Source organism: Sphingomonas paucimobilis NBRC 13935 (assembly GCF_000739895.2).
Lineage (GTDB): Bacteria > Pseudomonadota > Alphaproteobacteria > Sphingomonadales > Sphingomonadaceae > Sphingomonas > Sphingomonas paucimobilis.
Map to the genome: position 1 here is coordinate 34,852 of NZ_BBJS01000030.1, position 18,804 is coordinate 53,655.

Here is an 18,804-nt window from a genome sequence, read left to right on the forward strand (position 1 = left end):
CTGACACCCAGCCCGTCTAAAATCGTAAAACCGGCCCCGGTTTTCTTCCGGGTGGCGGCCACAAGCAGAGAGAGAACGGCACATGGCGAATACGGCCAGCGACATCCTGAAGAAGATCAAGGACGAGGAGATCGAGTGGATCGACCTGCGTTTCACCGATCCCAAGGGCAAGTGGCAGCACCTGACCATGGTCGCCTCGATCCTGGGTGAGGATGAACTGACCGACGGCCTGATGTTCGACGGTTCGTCGATCGAGGGCTGGAAGGCGATCAACGAGTCGGACATGGTCCTGAAGCCGGACCTCGACGCCGTTTACACCGATCCCTTCTCGGCGACCCCGATGCTGATCGTGTTCTGCGACGTGGTCGAGCCGTCGACCGGCGAGCTGTACGCCCGCGATCCGCGCTCGACCGCCAAGCGCGCCGAGGCGTTCGTGAAGACCACCGGCATCGGCGACACCGTCTATGTCGGCCCGGAAGCCGAATTCTTCATGTTCGACGACGTGCAGTTCGACACCAACTATTCGTCGTCCTACTTCAAGATCGACGATATCGAGCTGCCGACCAACACCGGCCGCGAATATGAAGGCGGCAATCTCGGCCACCGTCCCCGCGCCAAGGGCGGTTACTTCCCCGTCGCGCCGGTCGACTCTGCGGTCGATATCCGTGGCGAGATGGTCACCACCATGCTCGAAATGGGTCTGCCCTGCGACAAGCACCACCATGAGGTCGCCGCCGCGCAGCACGAGCTGGGCCTGACCTTCGGCACGCTGACCCAGACCGCCGACCGCATGCAGATCTACAAGTATGTCGTGCATCAGGTCGCCCATGCGTACGGCAAGACCGCGACCTTCATGCCCAAGCCGATCAAGGAAGATAATGGCTCGGGCATGCACACCCACTTCTCGATCTGGGAAGGCAAGACCCCGCTGTTCGCCGGCAACGGCTATGCGGGTCTGTCGGAAACCTGCCTGTACTTCATCGGCGGCATCATCAAGCATGCCAAGGCGGTGAACGCCTTCACCAACCCGACCACCAACAGCTACAAGCGTCTGGTCCCGGGTTACGAAGCGCCGGTGCTGCTCGCCTATTCGGCGCGCAACCGCTCGGCCTCGTGCCGCATTCCGTACGGCACCGGTCCGAAGTCGAAGCGCGTCGAAGTGCGCTTCCCCGACGCACTGGCCAACCCGTATCTCGCCTATGCCGCGCTGCTGATGGCGGGTCTGGACGGCATCCAGAACAAGATCCATCCGGGCGAAGCGATGGACAAGAACCTGTACGACCTGCCGCCCGCCGAACTGGCCCAGGTTCCGACCGTCGCCGGTTCGCTCCGTGAAGCGCTCGACTCGCTGGCCGCCGACCACGACTTCCTGCTGAAGGGCGACGTGTTCACCAAGGACCAGATCGAGAGCTATATCGAGCTGAAGATGAGCGAAGTGATGCGCTGGGAAATGACCCCCAGCCCGGTCGAATACGACATGTATTACAGCGGCTGATTTCAGCCCTGATCGATGTCACTACGGGAAAGGGGCCGCAAGGCCCCTTTCTTTTTGGGCAGCGCAGACCGTCATGATAGTAGGGAATGGAGGATCGGCATCGCGCTGATCGGATGCGCGGCCCATCGGCGCGCGCGCTGTTTCTGGTGTTTCCAAGAAAACGGTCACTTACGCCAACGCATGTCCATGCGCTTCGCCCACTAGTAGACCAATTTGCCTTGCCCCCGGTCGAGCGATATTCAGCCGATCCCTCGCGCGTCAAAGCAACAGATCGAAGGCCGGATCGGGATATCTCGGCCTCCAGCCATTCTTTCCACGCCAGCCTGAAGTAGGCGGTAGGAAATCGCCTTCTCTCGTCATCCCCCCAAGCGGGATGGCATTACGCAGCTTCGCCGGGTCAAACGAAGCGAGGCCACCCGGCGTCGCCCAGGATAGACATGCATTTTACAATTTGCGAAAACGTTTCCACCGCTCGCCATTTCATTACCAGTTTCATTTTTATATATGAAAAACGCAATGAATTTGACATAAGTCAGAACTAGGCGGCGCCCAAGGGCAATCAATGCCCGGGGGACCTTGCATGAAACTGACTGTTATCCGCGCCGCCGGGGCCGGCAGCGCGTGCCTGATGCTGTTCACGTCGCATATCGCCATCGCCCAGACGGCCGGCACGATCGCCGCCGAGGATCAGGCGCAAGAAGACATCGTCGTCACGGGCCAGAAAACGGTGACCACCGGTATCGAAATGTCCAACGCGCCCAAGGCACGGGCAGTCGTGACCCAGGATTATATCGAACATACCGTTCCCGGTCAGTCGATCTTCAATGCGATCAACCTCGTGCCCGGCGTCAACTATGTCGCCAGCGATCCCTATGGCGGCAATGGCGGCACGATCCGCATTCGCGGTTTCGACCAGTCGCGCATCGCCTTCACCTTCGACGGCCTGCCGCTGAACGACGCCGGCAACTATGCCATCTATTCCGCCCAGCAGGTCGACCCCGAACTGGTGCAGTCCGTCAATGTCAGCTTCGGCTCGACCGACGTCGACACGCCGACCGCGAGCGCCTCGGGCGGGACCGTCAACTATCGCACGATCATGCCGACCGAGAAGCTCAGCGCGATGGGGGTCTATTCGCACGGGCGGGGCAACATGAACCGCGTCTTCGGCCTGATCAACACGGGCAATCTGAACGAGAGCGGCACCCGCGCCTGGGTGTCGGCCAGCAATCAGCGTTACAATCTGTTCCCGTTCTCGATCGTGCGCAAAAGCCAGTATAATGCTCGCATTTACCAGCCGCTGGGGGCGGGCAAGGATTTCGTGTCGCTGGCCGGCTTTTTCTACCAGCATCGCAACACCGGCTATGGCAATCCATCGGTGGCGCAGATCAATACGATCCTGGGCGGCCCGCTTCCCCTCAAGACGGCGACCGCCGCCGATCCGGTTCGCGTCGATCTGAACCGAGCGCAATATGATCAGGTGCTGACGACGGGCGGCTTCTTCAACTCCAACGAATGCGCGCTCGCCTCCGCCCGCCCCGGCGCGGGTACGGTTCAGGACGATCGCCGGCTCTGCACCAATGTGCGCCAGATCAACATGAACCCGGTCGACACGGGCAATCTGCGCTTCAACAGCCTGTTCACGCTGAACGATCGGCTGACCTTCACAGCGGACGGCGGATACAGCTATACCCTGGCCAATGGCGGCGGCTCCAACGTCTTTGCCGAAAGCGATGCCAACGCCACGCAATCGGGTGTCTCGCGCCGCCAGTTCGGGCGGATGGGCGCAGGCCGCGCGGCCGGACGCGACCTGAACGGTGACGGCGATCTGCTCGACTATGTGCGGCTCTTCTATCCGTCCAATACGCAGACCCACCGTTTGATCGCGATCGCCGGTCTGCGCTACGATATTGACGCCGACAATCTGGTGCGCCTCGCCTATACCTGGGATCGAGCCCGTACCCGGCAGACCGGCGAAGCGGGTTTCCTTTATCCCGACGGCCGGCCCAAATCCTATTTCGGCGGACTCAGCGGCGACGCGGCGGCGCTGGACGCCGCCGGCCAGCCGCTCAGCAAGCGCAATCGCCTGACCTATTCGATCCTGCACCAGGTGTCGGGCGAATATCGCGGCCGCCCGATCGACGACAGCCTGTCGCTGACCATCGGCCTGCGCGCGGCCTTCTACCGCCGCAACATGAACAACGCCTGCTACACGGTCCCCGGAAGCGGCAGCGAGGCCTATTGCACCTCGCAATCCGCACAGCAGGTCGCCGCCGACAGCCGCACCGCCAAGTTCGGCCCGCCCTATGTTGGTCGTATCCGCGAATATCGCGCGTTCCTGCCCAATGTCGGGCTGGTGTGGCAGATCGATCCGGCGCTTAGCCTCTATGCGAGCTGGAATCGCGGCTTTTCGGCACCGAGCACCGACATTTACTCTTATGACGACAAGGTCATCTCGCGTAAGGATCAGGAAGCGATCCCCGAGCGCACCGACTCCTTCGACACGGGCCTGCGCTACACCACCGGCATCGTCCAGGCGCAACTGGGCGGATGGTACATCCGCTACGACAACCGGATCGTCAACACGACCGTACCGCTGGAGGGTGGCGGCACGATTGGCGCCAGCCGCAATGTCGGACGGGTCGACAGCAAGGGCGTCGATGCCACCCTGTCCCTCACCCCGACGCGGTGGCTCTCCCTCTATGGCTTCGGCTCCTATCTGAAGTCGACGCTGCGGGAAAATATCATGGGCCCCGACGGTGTGACGGTCTTGGTCGCGACCAAGGACAAGCAACTGGTCGACACCCCCAATTGGCAATATGGCACGCGCGCACAGATCACCCTGCCCAGCCTCGTCATGGGCGTCTCGGCCAAGCATGTCGGCGATCGCTTCATCACCGATGAGAATGATGCGGTCTCCGCCGGCTATACGTTGGTCGACCTCGACGCCCAGATCGGCCTGGGGGCCGTCGGCCTGCCCAGGACCTATTTCCAGCTCAATGTGACCAACCTGCTCGACAAGCGCTATTACAGCAATGTCTGGTCGGCCCCGCGGATCAGGAATGGCGGCTGGTTGAACTTCGGAAACGGCCGGACGGTGGTCGGCACGCTTCACTTCGAGTTCTGACCGGATGGGCGCGGCGGTGTGATGCCGTCGCGCCCGGCTTTTCGAGGCGCACTCGCCCGATATTATGGGGCCACGGCCACCCGCTTGGCCGAGAGGATCTTCACCGGCGCGGCCAGCATCTCGCCCTTGAACGGGCCCTTGGCGGGGTCGGCGGGCTGGTCGAGGATCTTGTGGATCACGTCCATCCCCTCGACGACATGGCCAAAGGCGGCATAGCCCAGATTGTCGCCCGGCTTGGACGGATCGGCATCGAGCGAGGGCTGATCCCCGACCATGATCGTGAAGTCGCCGCGCGCCGAGCCCGGCGCGAGCCGCGCGATCGAGATGGTACCGTTCAGATGCTTGATACCGGTCTTGGTCGTCGGTTCATGCGCGATCGGCGGCAGGATACGCTTGGGCTCGTTCTGGATACCGAACTGTACGAAACCGAAATCGGGCGCGACGCGGACCGAGCGATAGAAGGTCACGCCGTCCAGCCGGTGCTGATCGACATAGCGCAGGAAATTGGCGGTGGTGATCGGCGCATGGGTGCGGTCGAGATCGAGGACCACCGGGCCGAGGCTGGTCTGCATCGCCACGCGGACCATCACGGGCTTGGGGGCTTCGGTCGTTGCCAGTACCGGGGGTACGGCGAGCGCGGTCTGGGCGGTGAGCAGGGCGAGCGGGAGGAGCGCGATCATTCTGGTCTCCGGGTGCGGATTTCGATGTCAGGTTAGCGGGGTTTAGCGGCGGGGTGTATCCCTTGGGCTTCGACTTCGCTCAGGTTGAACGGCGTTGGTGGCTGGGTCCTTCCCAACTTGCGTTCAGGCTGAGCGAAGTCGAAGCTCACGCCCCCACCCTCACGGGATCAGCACCGTACTCCCCACCGTCTCGCCCGCCTCAATCGCGCGGTGCGCCTCGGCGGCATCGGTCAGGGGGAATTCCTGCCCGATCTCTGGTATGATCGCGCCCTTGGCCAGCATCGCGAACACCCGCTCGGCCAGTCGCCGCTTGTCCGCCGCCGTCAGCGCATAGTCGAACAGGGTCGGCCGGGTGACGAACAGCGATCCCTTGGCCGCCAATATGCCCAGATTGACGCCATCGACCGGCCCCGAGGCATTGCCGAAGCTGACCACCAACCCGCGCCGGGCCGCGCTGTTCAGCGAGGCTTCCCAGGTCGCCTTGCCGACCCCGTCGAGCACGACCGGGACCCCTGTCCCGCCAGTGATGTCCCGAACGCGCGCCGCCACATCCTCGGAACGGTTGAGGATGACGTGATCGGCTCCCGCCGCACGCGCGCGTTCGGCCTTGGCCTCGCTGCCCACCGTGCCGATCACGGTCGCGCCGATCGCCTTCAGCCAACCCACCGCCAGATGCCCGACCCCGCCAGCCGCCGCATGGACCAGCACCGTCCAGCCCGGCTGCACCTTGGCGCAATCCTCGATCAGGAAGGCGGTCGTCGTGCCCTTCAACAGGATCGCCGCCGCCGTGCGATCATCGACCTCCTCAGGAAGCGGCACCAAAAGATCGGCCGAGACATTGCGAGCCGTGGCATAGGCCCCGCGCGCCGGGCCGAAGACGCCCACCCGGTCGCCGACCTTGAAATCCGTCACCCCCTCACCGACTGCCTCGACGACGCCGGCCGCTTCCGATCCCAGGCCGCCCGGCAGATCGATCGGATACAGCCCGCTGCGATGATAGGTGTCGATATAGTTCAATCCGACCGCATGATGCCGCATCCGCACCTCGCCCGCACCGGGCGGCGGTAGCTCCGCGTCGCGCCACTGGATGACCTCCGGCCCACCGGTCCGTTCGATGAAGGCGGTCTTTTCCATGGTTATCGCTCCTTGTCGTTCGCGGGCTCGCGGGGCTGGCGCGCCAACGTCTCAATAGTCTTTCGATATCCGCACATTGACGCTCTGTCGCCCCAGGGTGGAGATGGTCGAGAGCAGCGACAGCCAACGCGTCACCTGAAACTCGACCTGGGTCGCGCTATAGCCCTGCCCGTCGGTGATGATCTCGGCATAGAGGCGGCGGGTGATATATTTGCCCGCCGCGACCGAGGTGCCGCGCCCCTGCTGCACATCGGCGGGTAGCACGCGCAGCCGGTCCAGCCCCGCCGCGCGCCGCACCGCGTTGATCGGGTTGAGGCCATTGCCGCCATCCTGAAGCGCGGCGACGGCGGCGGCCAGTTGCAACGCCTCTGGCGCGGACAGGCTGGCGATCGAGGTGCCGAACAGCAGCCGCGACAGCAGCTCGTCGTTGGGCAAGGCCGGGGTGCTTGAAAAACCAATTTCGGGCTTCAGCGCGGTGCCGGTCACGCGGATCGTCGCGCTAAGCCCCTGGACATTGGCGTTGGCGGCGATGTCGAGCGCGGGATTGGCGGGCACCTCTCCCCCAAAGCGGATGATCCCGCGCGACAGATCGAAGTCGCGGCCAGCGAACTCGAAATCGCCACGGATCAGGGTCGCCTGACCGGTAATCGCCGGATTGACCGGCTCGCCTCCGATCTTCAGATCGGCGGACCATTCGCTGTTGAGCCCGAGGCCGGTGACCAGCAATCCCCCCGGCGCCCGCGCGCGGATCGCCAGCGTCCAGGGCTTGCGCGGCACGTCATCCTCCTCGCCGCCACCGGGAATGTTGATCTCACGGATATTGAGCTGCGGCACCGCCGTCGCGGCCGTCGCGCGGCCCAGGCGATAGCGGCTGCTGTTGAGCACCACATCGCCCGAAATGGTCCCGCCCGAACCATCCGAATGGATCGCCAACGGCCCCGACACGGTCGCCGCGATATCGTCGCGGGCAATCATCGCGGCGCGATCGGCCTGAAGCGACAGGTCGAGGCCGATGCCATTGGCGGCGGCGAACTCGAACTGGCCGGTCCCGCTGACCCGCCCGTCCCGCCCGGCCTTGGCCGCAAAGCGATCGATGACGAGGCGCGATCCGCCAAAGCGCCCGGTCGCCTGGACATCCGTCAGCACGGTGCCGGTGGTCGCGCTCTCGATCCGCGCGCCCGTCGCGCGAACGGCCCCGCGAATGACCGGCGCGGCGAGCGTACCGCCAACGTCCGCGCCAATCGCCACCGGGCCGGACAGATCGAACATTTCCACACGGGTCAGCCGCCACAGCGTATCGGCCGGCCCCGCATAGCGAAGCTGTGCGATCAGCCGCCCGTTCTGCATCCGGCTGGCCCAGTCGCCCTGCCCCGATGGCTGGATCAGCGCCTGCGCCCGACCGATGGTCCGCCCGCCCGACGCCATGACCGCGCGCACGCCCAGTCGATCGGCGGAGAGCACCCCCGCCAAACCCATGTCGATCGGCCGCGACGTCAGCACCAGGCCGGCACGGGTCAGCCCGCGAATGGTCAGGTCGACCTTGCCGGTCGGCGCGCCCGTGGTCTGGCGGATGGTCAGGGTACCGCTCGCGCTGCCCCCCAGCCCCAGGCCAGGATAGCCGATATCCAGCACGGCCAGCGGCATCCGCGTCAACCCCGCCTCGATCTCGGTGCTGTCCGCGTCGAAATGCCCGGCGATCTTGGCCCCGCCGCCGGCAAAGCTCAACCGTGTCGGCGCCAGCGCCCAGCCATCCTCGCTGCGCGTGACGATGGCGGGCGACAACAACTGCAAGGGCCGGCCATCCAGCGTCCCTTGCGCGGCGATCGACAGTCGATCGGGCGTAACCTGGGTTACCGTCTGGATCGAGAAGGCCCGACCGCGCGAACCCGAAATGCCGGCACGCACTTCGCCCGTGCCGCCGCGCAACCGCGCCGTGCCGTTCAGCCGGGCGATGTTGAAGGCGCCGTGCCGCAAGCCCTGCGCCACGGCACTTCCCTCGATCGAGGCGCCGGCGGGATCGAGCAACGCGACCAGATCGATCCGTCCCTGTCGCACCGTCACGCCCGACAACTGCGCCTGCTGCGCCGCCAGATGGGCCTCGATCCGCTGAACATCGCTGACCGGGCGGAAGAGCAATTCGCCCGACAGCCCGCCGCCAGCGACGTCCAACCGCCCGGTAAAGCCACCCTCGCCGACCGTCAGCGCGCCCGTCGCGCGGGTGCCGGCAACCGCGATCGGCTGGAACTTGACCACCGCCTCCTGCCCCTTGGGCAACAGGATTGCGCCGCTCGCCTGGAACGGCCCCAGTCGCGAGCCGCCAGCGGCGCGGAAGGCAAAGCCCTGATCGGTCGGGTCGAGATGCGCGCGGACATCGGACAGGCCCATCGCCGCATTGGGCGCGGCCAGGATCAGGTCGAGCGTCGGGTGATCGATCCGCCCGTCCAGTACCATCTGCACCGGGCCATAACTCGCCTGCCGCCCGCCGCCGACGAAGCGGAACGTGCCGTCGGTCCGGCGGATCGCCTCCCCGGTCAGGCGGATCTTGGGGCCGGTCAGCACCAGCCGACGGAAATGGAAAATGCCGTCGGGCCCCCGCTCGATATCCGTCGCCAGATGCGGCAAACCACCCGCCAACGAGCGCAGGAAGCCGTTGTCGAGCCGCCGCACCTGCGCCTCGCCACGCCCGACGACGCGCGTGCCATGGCCATCAGTGCCCGGCACGGCGTTCAGCGTCGATCGGACATCGACGATCCCCAATCCTGGGATCAGGTAGCGCTGCAATGCGCCGTTGAGTCGTACGTCATAGCGCCCTGTCCGCAGATCGATGGTCAGCCCCAGCTGCCCCGACAGCTTGTCGGAATGCAGCGCCAGATTCTGCCCGATGATCGCCTGCGGCGTGATGCGCAGATGGCCCGCCGCACTCAGCCCGCGCAGGATGCCGCCCGCTGCGTCTCCAACGCCGGTCACGCGCGCGGCGGTGAAGCGGATTGGCAGGGTCAGCGGCCAGCCGCCTGTGAGCTGCCCCCGCCCCACCGCCTGCGCATTCTCAAACCCCGTCCGACCAAAGGCGAAGCGGTTCGCCGCCATGCGATAGTCAAAGGCCGCGCGGTCGAACGCCCCGTCCAGCCTGAGGCGCAAGTCGATAGCCTCACCGCTCATATTGACGAACAAGGCCTCGGGCCGGAGCAGCCGCGCATCGACGCGCAACCCCTCGAACCGGTTCTCGCCCAGATCGACCACACCGCGCGCGCGCAGACGCAGCGCGGACGAGCGCAGCGCCAGGGCACCGTTCAATCGGCGATCGCTGAAGTCCGCCTGCCCCGCCACGGTGACGCGCGGCGCGGTCATCCGCTGCAACCGTCCTTTCAGGAGTAGCGAGGGCGCGATCCGCCCCGCCAGCGCATAGCGGCCCGCGCGTGCCGACAGGGTCAGGTCGATCGCCTGTTGAGGACCAATCTGCCCACGGGCTCGTCCGTTCCATTGCGTCCAGCGCCCCGCCCCGGCGATCGCCAGCGAAACGGGCGCACGAGCCCCTATCGCACGCGCCAGCACGCCATCGGCACGGCCCCGCGCCTGAACATCCAGGTCGAACGTGTCGCGATCGGGCTGCGCGTCGAGTCGCAGGCGAAGCTGGTCGCTGCCGGCGACGAAACCATCGAGCCGCACCAGCGCCCGACCATCGCGGATGTCGGCGCGCCCATCGACCCGCGCCACCCGCTTCTGCCCCAGCACGGCCGGCGCCAGGATCAAGCGCTCGAGATGCAGCCGGTCGATGCGGATATCAAAATCGGGCAGGATCGGCCCATGCCGCCCGGTCGGGCGGGTGCGCGGCACATGATAGAGCATCGCCACCGGCGCCTCGACCCGCCGAATGTCGAGCGCGCCTTGTGCCCAGCGCCACGGCCGCCAGTCCAGCCGGGCGTGCGGCACCCGCACGAGCAGCCCGTCTAGGTCATAGACCCGCAAATCGGTCAGCCGCATGTCGGAATAAAGCGACCCCTCGATGCGTCCCACCGAAAAGCGCAGGCCATTGTCGGTCCGGATGGTGGCGATGCGATCCGCGACCCAGCGATGGCCGATCGGCGTATCGACGATCATCAGCGCCGCGACGAGGATCGCCACCAGCGCGGCCACGGCCATCGCCAGCCACCGCAGCCAGCGCCCGCGTCGCACCAGTGCGGCCGGCGGGGGCGCATCCCCCTCCATATCCGCCTCGACCGTCAAAAGGCCTGACCCAGCGAGACATAGACCGCGATCCGGCTGTCACCGCGCTGCGGATTGATCGGCGTACCCACGTCCAGGCGGATCGGCCCGAAATTGGAATAATAGCGCACACCCAGCCCCGTGCCGAACCGCAGACCCGTCAGGCGTGGCAGTGGCGAGGTCGAGATGTTGCCGGCGTCGAGGAAGGGCACCACCCCGAAATTGCCGAATGTTCGCACCCGTGCCTCGATCGAAAACTCCGCAAGGCTGCGTCCGCCGATCGGGTCGTTATTGGCATCGCGCGGCCCGATCGCCTGAAAGCCATAGCCGCGCACCGAGGCCCCGCCGCCGGCATAGAAGCGCCGCGATGGCGCGATCTGGTCACGCGGCGCCCCCAGGATGGTGCCTAGCCGCGTCCGTGCCGCGAGCACCACCCGGTCGCCAAAGGGATGATAGAGGCTGGCATCGATCTGCGTCCGCGCATAGCCGAAGGCCGCGCCCTGCAAGGACAATTCGGGGCTGAGCCGGCCGCCCAGCCGGAAGCCGCGAGTCGGATTCAACAGATCGTCCGACCCGTCATAGTTGAGGCTGGTCGGCAACGCCCCGATGAAGAAGGTGCGGCGCCGCGGCTGGCCGGTGGAGGCGATAACGTCCCGCTCGTCCGAGGTCAGCAATTCGGCCCCCAGCGACCAGGTCCAGGTCTTCTGGAAGAAGATATTGGTCTGCCGCTCCAAATTGCCCGATAGTGACAATGTCTTGGCGTCGAAGGCGTCGCGGATGATATGCGCGGCAGAGAATTGCGCGGTCAGGACGCGGTCGCGGCCGTTAAAATTGTTGCGGCGGAAGACGACCGCGCCGAGCTGCTCGCGCGTACCCAGCACGCTGCGCAAAGTCAGCGCACCTTCGGGGGGGAACAGATTGCGGTCGGTCCAACTGATCGCGGCACGCGCGCCCTCGCCGGTGCCATAGCCCAGTTCGCCCGCGATGGTGTGCTGCGGCGCCGGCTCCAAGGTGACGGCGACATTGACCGTCTCGGGCGTGTCGCCGGGCACCGGCTTGACCTCGACCGAGGACACCAGCCCCGTCTGCACCAGCGCACGGCGCAGATCGTCAAGGCCGGTGGCGTCATAGGGCTGGCCGGGCCGGAAACGTGCGATGTCTTGGATATGATGGGCGTCGAACACCCGGTCGTTGGTCGCGACGATCCGGCCATAGCGACGCTCGGTTCCCGGTTGCAGCGCCAGGTCGATCGTCGCGGTTCCGGTCGCATGGTCGACCACGATCTGCGGATCGCCGACCTTGGCGAAGGGAAAGCCCGCCTCGCCCACCGCGGATTTAAGCGCCGCCTGGCCGGCGACGATCTGGTCGGCATCGACCGGATCGCCAGGCTTGATCCCGAAGGCCTTGGTCAAGTCGCCCGCCTTGTCGCCTGCGGCCTTGACCCCGTCCAGCGTCACATCGGCGAAGCGATACATGTTGCCGGGCACCGCCTGTAACACCACGGTCGGCGTGTCACCGGGCTCGATCCGGGTGGAGACCTGCGCATCATAATAGCCCGCCCCCCGCAGCAAATTGGTGAGGAGCGCGGCATCCTCGCGCGCGCGGCGATCGAGCTGGGCGGCATTGGCGGGATCGCCGTCATTGGCCGCAAGCGTCGACAATTGGTCGAACCGCTGGCGCACCAGTTCGCCGGTGTCGCCAATGCCCTCGATCCGCCAGCGATAGCGCCGCTCGGCGGCCGCATCGACGGTCGCCGTCATGGTCGCGGTCGGATCGGCGGGCGCGGTGGCCAGATCGGGCCAGGCCACGCCGATTTCGGGCAGGGGGGCGAGCGGTGCCGAGGGGTCGAGCATCGTCGGATCGTCAAGCCCCTGACCGGTGGCTTGGGCGGGCAGCGACGGTTCGGCGGCCTGTCCCGCAGGCACGGCCTGGCCTCTGGCGGCGGCCATCCAGCCGACGCTGCCCCAAGTCATTGCCATGAAAACGATGACGACCGCACCGCGCGGCCGCCCGACGCGGACCATCATGGCCCGATCCCTAGCGGTGCAAGACGGTCCGCGACACCCCTAAGCGCGCTCGGTTGAACAGATTTGCCGCGCCGGCCGCCGCGAAGCATGGCGTCCTCGCAGCGCACGTCAGTGAACGGTGTCGAACGCCTCTTCCAGTGACAACAGCCCGATCAGCCGCTCGATCTGCCGCCAGCGGCAGAAATGGATGTGATTGCCCAGGTCGCGGCTGCGCCCGGCGCGCGCGGCCGCTTCGCCGCTGGCCGATTCGCCGAACGTCTCGATCATCTCGGCCGCCGTCGCGACGTCATTGTCCGTGACGAAGGGAACGACATAGTCTCCGCCATGATTGGGCATGAATTCTCCTGGACCGTGCCGTTTCGCGGAGTCCCACTAAGCCAGGACCGCCAATTTTACTAGCCCCGATCCGCTATCCCAAACGCCCCGCGCCGGGACGACTGGCCTGATGCGACCGGGCATGGCAGGACAGCGACCATGACCGATCCCGTCCCACCTCACCCGCCACGCCCGACATCCAGCGGCGGCGGTATCTTCATCGCCATCGGCATCGTCGGCGGGATCATCGTCGGGGTCGCCACCGGCGAAGTCACGGTGGCGGTGCTCGCCGGGCTGGGATTGGGCGTACTGGCTGCCTTGCTGCTCTGGTGGCGCAACCGCTGAGCCGAGGGGCGACGCACCAGTCATGCTTCGATCCAACACATCCGGCCTGATTGGGGAGGTGGCAGGGCCGCCGCAGGCCGATCAACCCTAGGCGGGTAATCGCATCTGCCAGACCACGCGCCCGACCACCGTCATTGGTCCTTCGGGCACTGGCGGCGCGGCGGGATTGTCGCTGGTCGCCACCAGCCCCTGCGGACCGGCGCAGACACGCTTGACCATCAGCACATCACCGATCCGGATGATATAGAGCCCACCGCGCGCATTGGGCCGCGTGTCGGTCTGGTCGACCACCAGATGGTCGCCATCCATCAGGCCAGGGGCCATCGAATCGCCGCGCACCCGAATGACCGAGGCGGTGCCATCGCTCAGCCCAAGCCGCCGCGCGAGTTGCCGGTCGATCGCCTCCACGCCGATCATCACATCGTCATCGACCGTCGCCCCCGGCCCGGCCGACGCCGCGACTGCCAGACGCGGCATCAATAGCGGCCCCGCCTCCTTCGCGGCACCCAGCCGGGTTTCCGGCACCCCGAAAAACTCCGCCAACTGGCGCCGATCGCCCTCCGCCAAGGCTCGGGGCGAGCCGCGATGGACGAACTGCTGGAGATAGGCCTCGTTGCGCCCGAGCATGCGCGACAGCGCCGCCAGACTGACGCCCGCCTGCTCCGCCAGCGCCTGAAGCGCGGCCCTGATCTCCTGTCCCGACATGCCTCGAATATAGGCATAGGATTTTTCCTAGACAAGTTGGAAAACAGAACAGATCAAGAACGTATTGGCGAGAATCGGACAATGGGAGCACGTCCATGGAATTGCTGAGGCGCATCGAGCGCTATCTGAAAACCAGCCATATGCCGGAAACCAAATTCGGCAGGCTGGCGGTGAACGATCCGCGACTGGTCGGCGACCTGCGGCGCGGGCGCGAGCCGGGGCCGGACATGGTCCGCCGGGTCGAGGCATTCATCGCGGAGCATCTGGCATGACCGCGATGGGACGGATCGAGCATGCACCCGCCCCAGCAACCCGGTGCCGCCCCCGCCCCGCCGATGGCGGTGGCCGACTGGCGCGTGTGCTGACGGCGCATGCCGCGCGTGCCGGATGCGCGGTGACGTTGGACATCCTCACGGTCGAGCCTTGGTCGTCCGCGACCTTCGCCGGTACCATCGCCACCCTGTCGCTGACCGCGTCGCCCGGTGCGGCCCTGTCACGCTGGCTGGCGGAACTGGCGGACGCCGACCTGCCGATGGGGCGCGACCTGATTGCCGATATCGCGGTCGAGGCCTTGCCGGACGGCCACCGCCTGCGGGTGCTAGTCTGCACCGATGCGATGGATGGATGACGACCATGTCACTTTTTGCTTGATATGATGTAACACTACGCTACGCACGGGGCTTCGCCAACCATCGGAGCCCCGTCTTGCTGAAGCCCGTCCTGCTGTCCGGCCTGTCCGCCGCCGCCCTTGCCATCCCGTTGAGCGCCGCCGCCGCGCAAACCGCGCCGCAGCCGACCAATCGTGGCCGCGAGATCGTCGTGACCGCGCCGGTTCTGCAGTCGGAGGCGGATGTGCTGTCGGGCACCTCGATCGTCACCGGCGACGAACTGCAACGCTCGATCCGCCCGACCATCGGCGAGACGCTGGCGCGCCAGCCGGGCGTGTCGGCCACGTCCTTCGGTCCGAACGCCTCGCGTCCGGTCCTGCGCGGTTTCCAGGGCGAACGTATCCGCGTGCTGACCGACGGCATCGGCTCGATCGACGTGTCGAACACCAGCGTCGACCATGCGGTGGTCATCAACCCGCTGCTCGCCGAACGCATCGAGGTGCTACGCGGCCCCTCGGCCCTGCTGTTCGGTTCGTCGGCGGTGGGCGGCGTGGTCAACGTCATCGACAACCGCATTCCGCGCACCGTGCCGGAGAATGGCTATCGCCTGTCGGGCATCGCCAGCTATGGCTCGGCCGCCAATGAGCGCTCGGTGGCGGGCGCGACCGACGTTGCGGTGGGCAAGCAGTTCGTCGTCCATGCCGATGGCTCCTACCTCAAGACCGATGACCTGAAGATCGGCGGCTATGTCCTGTCGCGTCGGGCGCGGGCCGAGGCGCTGGCCTCCGCTGGCCGGGCCCCCAATGATCCGCTCGATTTCGCGGGCGTCGCGAACCTGCGCGGTCGCCTGCCCAACACCGCCAGCGAGACCTGGACGGCGAGCGTCGGGGCTGCGTTCATCGCCGACAATGGTTCGCTTGGCGTCTCGTACAGCCATTATGACAGCCTGTACGGCGTGCCGATCCGCTATTCGCTCGAGCCCGGTGGCGAAGAGCCGGAAGCCCCACGCCTCAGCCTGGTCCAGAACCGCGTCGATCTTCGCGGCGAGATCGAGACCGGCGGCGGCTTCCTTGACCGTATCCGCCTGCGCGCCGGCATGGCCGATTATCGCCATTTCGAGCTGGAGGAGGATGGCGAGGTCGGCACCGCTTTCTACAACAAGGGCATCGAAGGCCGGCTGGAACTGGTCCAGGCCAAGCGCAATGGCTGGCAGGGCGCGTCGGGCGTGCAGTTCTTCAACCGCGACTTTGACGTTCAGGGCGACGAGGCGTTCCTGCCGCGCAACAACACGGCGCAGGTCGGCCTGTTCACGTTGCAACAGCTTGATCGCGGCGCGTTCAAGATGGAGGCCGGCGCGCGGTACGAACATACCACGCTGACCGCACGCACCGCCGTCACCGATGACCGCTTCTTCCGCGGGCAGCGGGACTTCAACGCCTTTTCAGGCTCGATCGGCGCGAGCTATGGCTTCGCGCCCGACTGGCGCGCCGGCCTGAACCTGTCGCGCACCGAGCGCGCGCCCTCGGCCGAGGAGCTGTTCGCCAACGGCCCCCATGCCGGGACCGAGGCCTATGAACTGGGCAATCCGGACTTCAAGAAGGAAGCCAGCTGGGGCATCGAAGCAACGCTGCACGGGCATGGCGAGGGCTATAGCTTCGACGCCTCGGCCTATTACAACCGCTTCTCCAATTACATCTATGACGCGCTGGTGCCGCAGGGTCCTTGCGTCGCCGCCGCGGCCCCCTCGGGTCGTGACGTCGACCTGCCCTGCTTCCAATATGCGCAGGCGGACGCGCGCTATTACGGCATCGAAGCGGAAGGATCGCTGCGGCTCGCCACCATCGGCCGCTATGCGATCAACGCCGACCTGCTGGGCGATTATGTCAACGCACAGATTCTCGGCACCGGTCCCGCGCCGCGCATCCCGCCGCTCCGTCTGCTCGGCGGGCTGGAGGCCCAGTCGGACACTGTGAACGCACGGGTCGAGGTCGAACGCAGCTTCAAGCAGACCCGCGTCCTGGGGCTGGAGACGCCGACCGATGGCTTCACGCTGGTCAACGCCTCGGTGCAACTCAAGCCCTGGGGCACGCTGAATCCGACGACGCTTACCCTGTCGGCGAACAATATTTTCGACGTCGATGCGCGCCGCCATGCCAGCGTGCTGAAGGATTTCGCCCCGCTGGCGGGCCGTGATCTGCGCGCGACGCTTAGCTTCAAGCTCTGACGCGCCCCCCTCGGTCTCGCGTCGGTACCTGGGCCCTTCCCACCACGGCGGGAGGGGCCTTTTTCTATGGACCCGGCGAGCCAATGCTTGCGCGGACGGAGCGCCATGATAGCCTTCCGCCCAGCATCCGAGGGGGCGCGAATGATGACGAAGACATGGTGGCTGGCGGCCATGGTACTGGGGGCAAGTGCGGGCGCGGCCGAGGCCAAGGATACGACACCCTGTCCCAAGGACCTGATCTGCGCCAGCGATCCCAACAGCGTGGGCGGCGCGATGATGCGCGCAGGCTATCAGGGCTTGGTCGACACCGATGGCGAGGGCGATCCGATGATCGTCAGTTCGGCCGCCGGCTATAAGTTCAACATCTATTTCTATGACTGCGAGGCGCACAAGCAATGCGCCTCGCTGCAATTCTCGATGCGGCTGACCCCGTCCGAGCGGCGCGACCTGAACTTCGTCAACAAATGGAACAGCGAGAAGCGGTTCGGCCAGCTCGCCTTGACCAAGGACGGCGACCTGCGCCTGACCCATGACATGTCGACGGTGGGCGGGATCACGCGCGCCAATTTCACCGATGTCGTCGAATGGTGGTCCTCGACGATGGGCACGCTGGAGACCTTCCTGAAGGCCAATCCGCCGGAAGAGCCCATGCGCACCGTGCCCGCGCCGCCGGTCAAGACGACGACTGATCGGACGGCCGGGGGTGGACAAAGCTCCCGGCCTTCCCGAGAAGCGGGGGCATAAGGAGAGAGACCAATGTCCCTGATGGGCAAGTTCGACTGGGCGGACCCGTTCCTGCTCGACGATCAGTTGACCGATGACGAGCGGATGATCCGCGACACCGCGCGCGCCTATGCCGAGGATCGGCTGGCCCCGCGCATCGTGGAAGCCTTTGCCAAGGAACATACCGATCCGGCGATTTTTCGCGAGATGGGCGAACTCGGCCTGCTGGGCCCCACCATTCCCGAGGAGTTTGGCGGCGTCGGCGCATCCTATGTCGCTTACGGCCTGATCGCCCGCGAGGTGGAGCGGATCGACAGCGGCTACCGCTCGATGATGAGCGTCCAGTCCAGCCTCGTCATGTATCCGATCCATGCTTACGGCTCGGACGAGCAGAAGCACCGTTACCTCCCCAAATTGGCGAGCGGCGAATGGATCGGCTGTTTCGGCCTGACCGAACCCGATGCGGGATCCGACCCCGGCGGCATGCGGACGACCGCCAAAAAGGTCGAGGGCGGCTATGTCCTGTCGGGGGCCAAGACCTGGATCTCCAATGCGCCAATCGCCGATGTCTTCGTCATCTGGGCCAAGTCGGAGGCACATGGCGGCGCGATCCGGGGCTTCGTGCTGGAAAAGGGCGTGAAGGGGCTGAGCGCGCCCAAGATCGAGAACAAGCTGTCCCTGCGCGCCTCGATCACCGGCATGGTGATGATGGACGAGGTCGCGGTGGGCGAGGAGGCGCTGTTGCCGCATGTCGAGGGGCTGAAGGGACCGTTCGGCTGCCTCAACCGCGCCCGCTATGGCATCAGCTGGGGCGCACTGGGCGCGGCGGAATTCTGCTTCCACGCCGCGCGCCAATATGGCCTCGACCGCAAGCAGTTCGATCGGCCGCTGGCCGCGACCCAGCTTTATCAGAAGAAGCTGGCCGATATGGAAACGGAGATCGCGCTGGGCCTGCAAGCGTCTTTGCGTGTGGGCCGGCTGATGGACGAGGGCCGGTTCGCGCCCGAGATGATCTCGATCGTCAAGCGCAACAATGTCGGCAAGGCGCTGGATATCGCGCGAGCCTCCCGCGACATGCATGGCGGCAACGGTATTTCGGGCGAATATCAGGTGATGCGCCACCTGATGAACCTAGAGACGGTCAACACCTATGAGGGCGCCGCCGACGTCCATGCCCTGATCCTGGGCCGCGCGATCACCGGCATCGCGGCGTTCTGACGG

The 18,804-nt window shown here is 66.2% G+C and carries 14 protein-coding genes; 8 read left to right on the forward strand and 6 right to left on the reverse strand.

Annotation, left to right across the window (positions count from 1 at the left end; genetic code table 11):
* Window positions 1-82: 82 nt before the first annotated feature.
* Window positions 83-1,495, forward strand: a complete 1,413-nt coding sequence (gene glnA, locus SP6_RS09920; RefSeq protein ID WP_007405807.1) for a type I glutamate--ammonia ligase — start codon at window positions 83-85, stop codon at window positions 1,493-1,495.
* A gap of 580 nt (window positions 1,496-2,075) precedes the next feature.
* Window positions 2,076-4,619 carry a TonB-dependent receptor gene (locus SP6_RS09925; RefSeq protein ID WP_037569149.1) on the forward strand — a complete coding sequence of 848 codons (2,544 nt, stop codon included), beginning with the start codon at window positions 2,076-2,078 and terminating at the stop codon, window positions 4,617-4,619.
* 62 nt (window positions 4,620-4,681) lie between these two features.
* Here SP6_RS09925 and SP6_RS09930 read toward each other — a convergent pair whose 3' ends face one another.
* From SP6_RS09930 to SP6_RS09950, 5 genes are all read right to left on the reverse strand, one after another.
* Window positions 4,682-5,299, reverse strand: coding sequence for a peptidylprolyl isomerase (locus SP6_RS09930; protein ID WP_007405839.1), 618 nt, complete (start codon window positions 5,297-5,299; stop codon window positions 4,682-4,684).
* Between the two features lie 159 nt (window positions 5,300-5,458).
* Window positions 5,459-6,433, reverse strand: a complete 975-nt coding sequence (locus SP6_RS09935) for a quinone oxidoreductase family protein (protein ID WP_007405850.1) — start codon at window positions 6,431-6,433, stop codon at window positions 5,459-5,461.
* Window positions 6,434-6,484: 51 nt separating this feature from the next.
* A complete protein-coding gene (locus tag SP6_RS09940) occupies window positions 6,485-10,639 on the reverse strand; it encodes a translocation/assembly module TamB domain-containing protein (RefSeq protein WP_170170927.1) in 4,155 nt (1,384 codons plus the stop codon).
* Between the two features lie 14 nt (window positions 10,640-10,653).
* Entirely contained in the window at window positions 10,654-12,663 is a 2,010-nt protein-coding gene (locus SP6_RS09945) for an autotransporter assembly complex protein TamA (RefSeq protein WP_007405770.1), read from the reverse strand.
* A 108-nt stretch (window positions 12,664-12,771) separates the two neighbouring features.
* Window positions 12,772-12,999, reverse strand: a complete 228-nt coding sequence (locus tag SP6_RS09950; RefSeq protein WP_007405856.1) for a hypothetical protein — start codon at window positions 12,997-12,999, stop codon at window positions 12,772-12,774.
* A 138-nt stretch (window positions 13,000-13,137) separates the two neighbouring features.
* On the opposite strand from SP6_RS09950, the gene SP6_RS09955 reads away from it, so the two are divergent.
* The gene (locus SP6_RS09955; RefSeq protein ID WP_007405813.1) at window positions 13,138-13,323 is read left to right on the forward strand and encodes a hypothetical protein; all 186 of its coding nucleotides are present in this window, start codon (window positions 13,138-13,140) and stop codon (window positions 13,321-13,323) included.
* A gap of 87 nt (window positions 13,324-13,410) precedes the next feature.
* On the opposite strand, the gene SP6_RS09960 is transcribed toward SP6_RS09955, so the two are convergent.
* The gene (locus SP6_RS09960; RefSeq protein ID WP_042468919.1) at window positions 13,411-14,028 is read right to left on the reverse strand and encodes a S24 family peptidase; all 618 of its coding nucleotides are present in this window, start codon (window positions 14,026-14,028) and stop codon (window positions 13,411-13,413) included.
* 95 nt (window positions 14,029-14,123) lie between these two features.
* On the opposite strand from SP6_RS09960, the gene SP6_RS21245 reads away from it, so the two are divergent.
* The 5 genes from SP6_RS21245 (at window position 14,124) to SP6_RS09980 (ending at window position 18,801) form a co-directional block, all read left to right on the forward strand.
* Complete coding sequence (locus tag SP6_RS21245; RefSeq protein ID WP_007405815.1) at window positions 14,124-14,300, forward strand: hypothetical protein; 177 nt, start codon at window positions 14,124-14,126, stop codon at window positions 14,298-14,300.
* Window positions 14,297-14,656: a hypothetical protein gene (locus tag SP6_RS20065; protein ID WP_007405788.1), complete on the forward strand. Its 360-nt coding sequence runs from the start codon at window positions 14,297-14,299 to the stop codon at window positions 14,654-14,656. The genes SP6_RS21245 and SP6_RS20065 overlap by 4 nt, the downstream gene beginning before the upstream one ends.
* 77 nt (window positions 14,657-14,733) lie before the next feature.
* Complete coding sequence (locus tag SP6_RS09970) at window positions 14,734-16,860, forward strand: TonB-dependent receptor (RefSeq protein ID WP_007405822.1); 2,127 nt, start codon at window positions 14,734-14,736, stop codon at window positions 16,858-16,860.
* Window positions 16,861-17,004: 144 nt separating this feature from the next.
* Complete coding sequence (locus SP6_RS09975; RefSeq protein ID WP_161797735.1) at window positions 17,005-17,604, forward strand: YbjN domain-containing protein; 600 nt, start codon at window positions 17,005-17,007, stop codon at window positions 17,602-17,604.
* 12 nt (window positions 17,605-17,616) lie between these two features.
* A complete protein-coding gene (locus tag SP6_RS09980) occupies window positions 17,617-18,801 on the forward strand; it encodes an acyl-CoA dehydrogenase (protein WP_037569151.1) in 1,185 nt (394 codons plus the stop codon).
* Window positions 18,802-18,804: the final 3 nt, after the last annotated feature.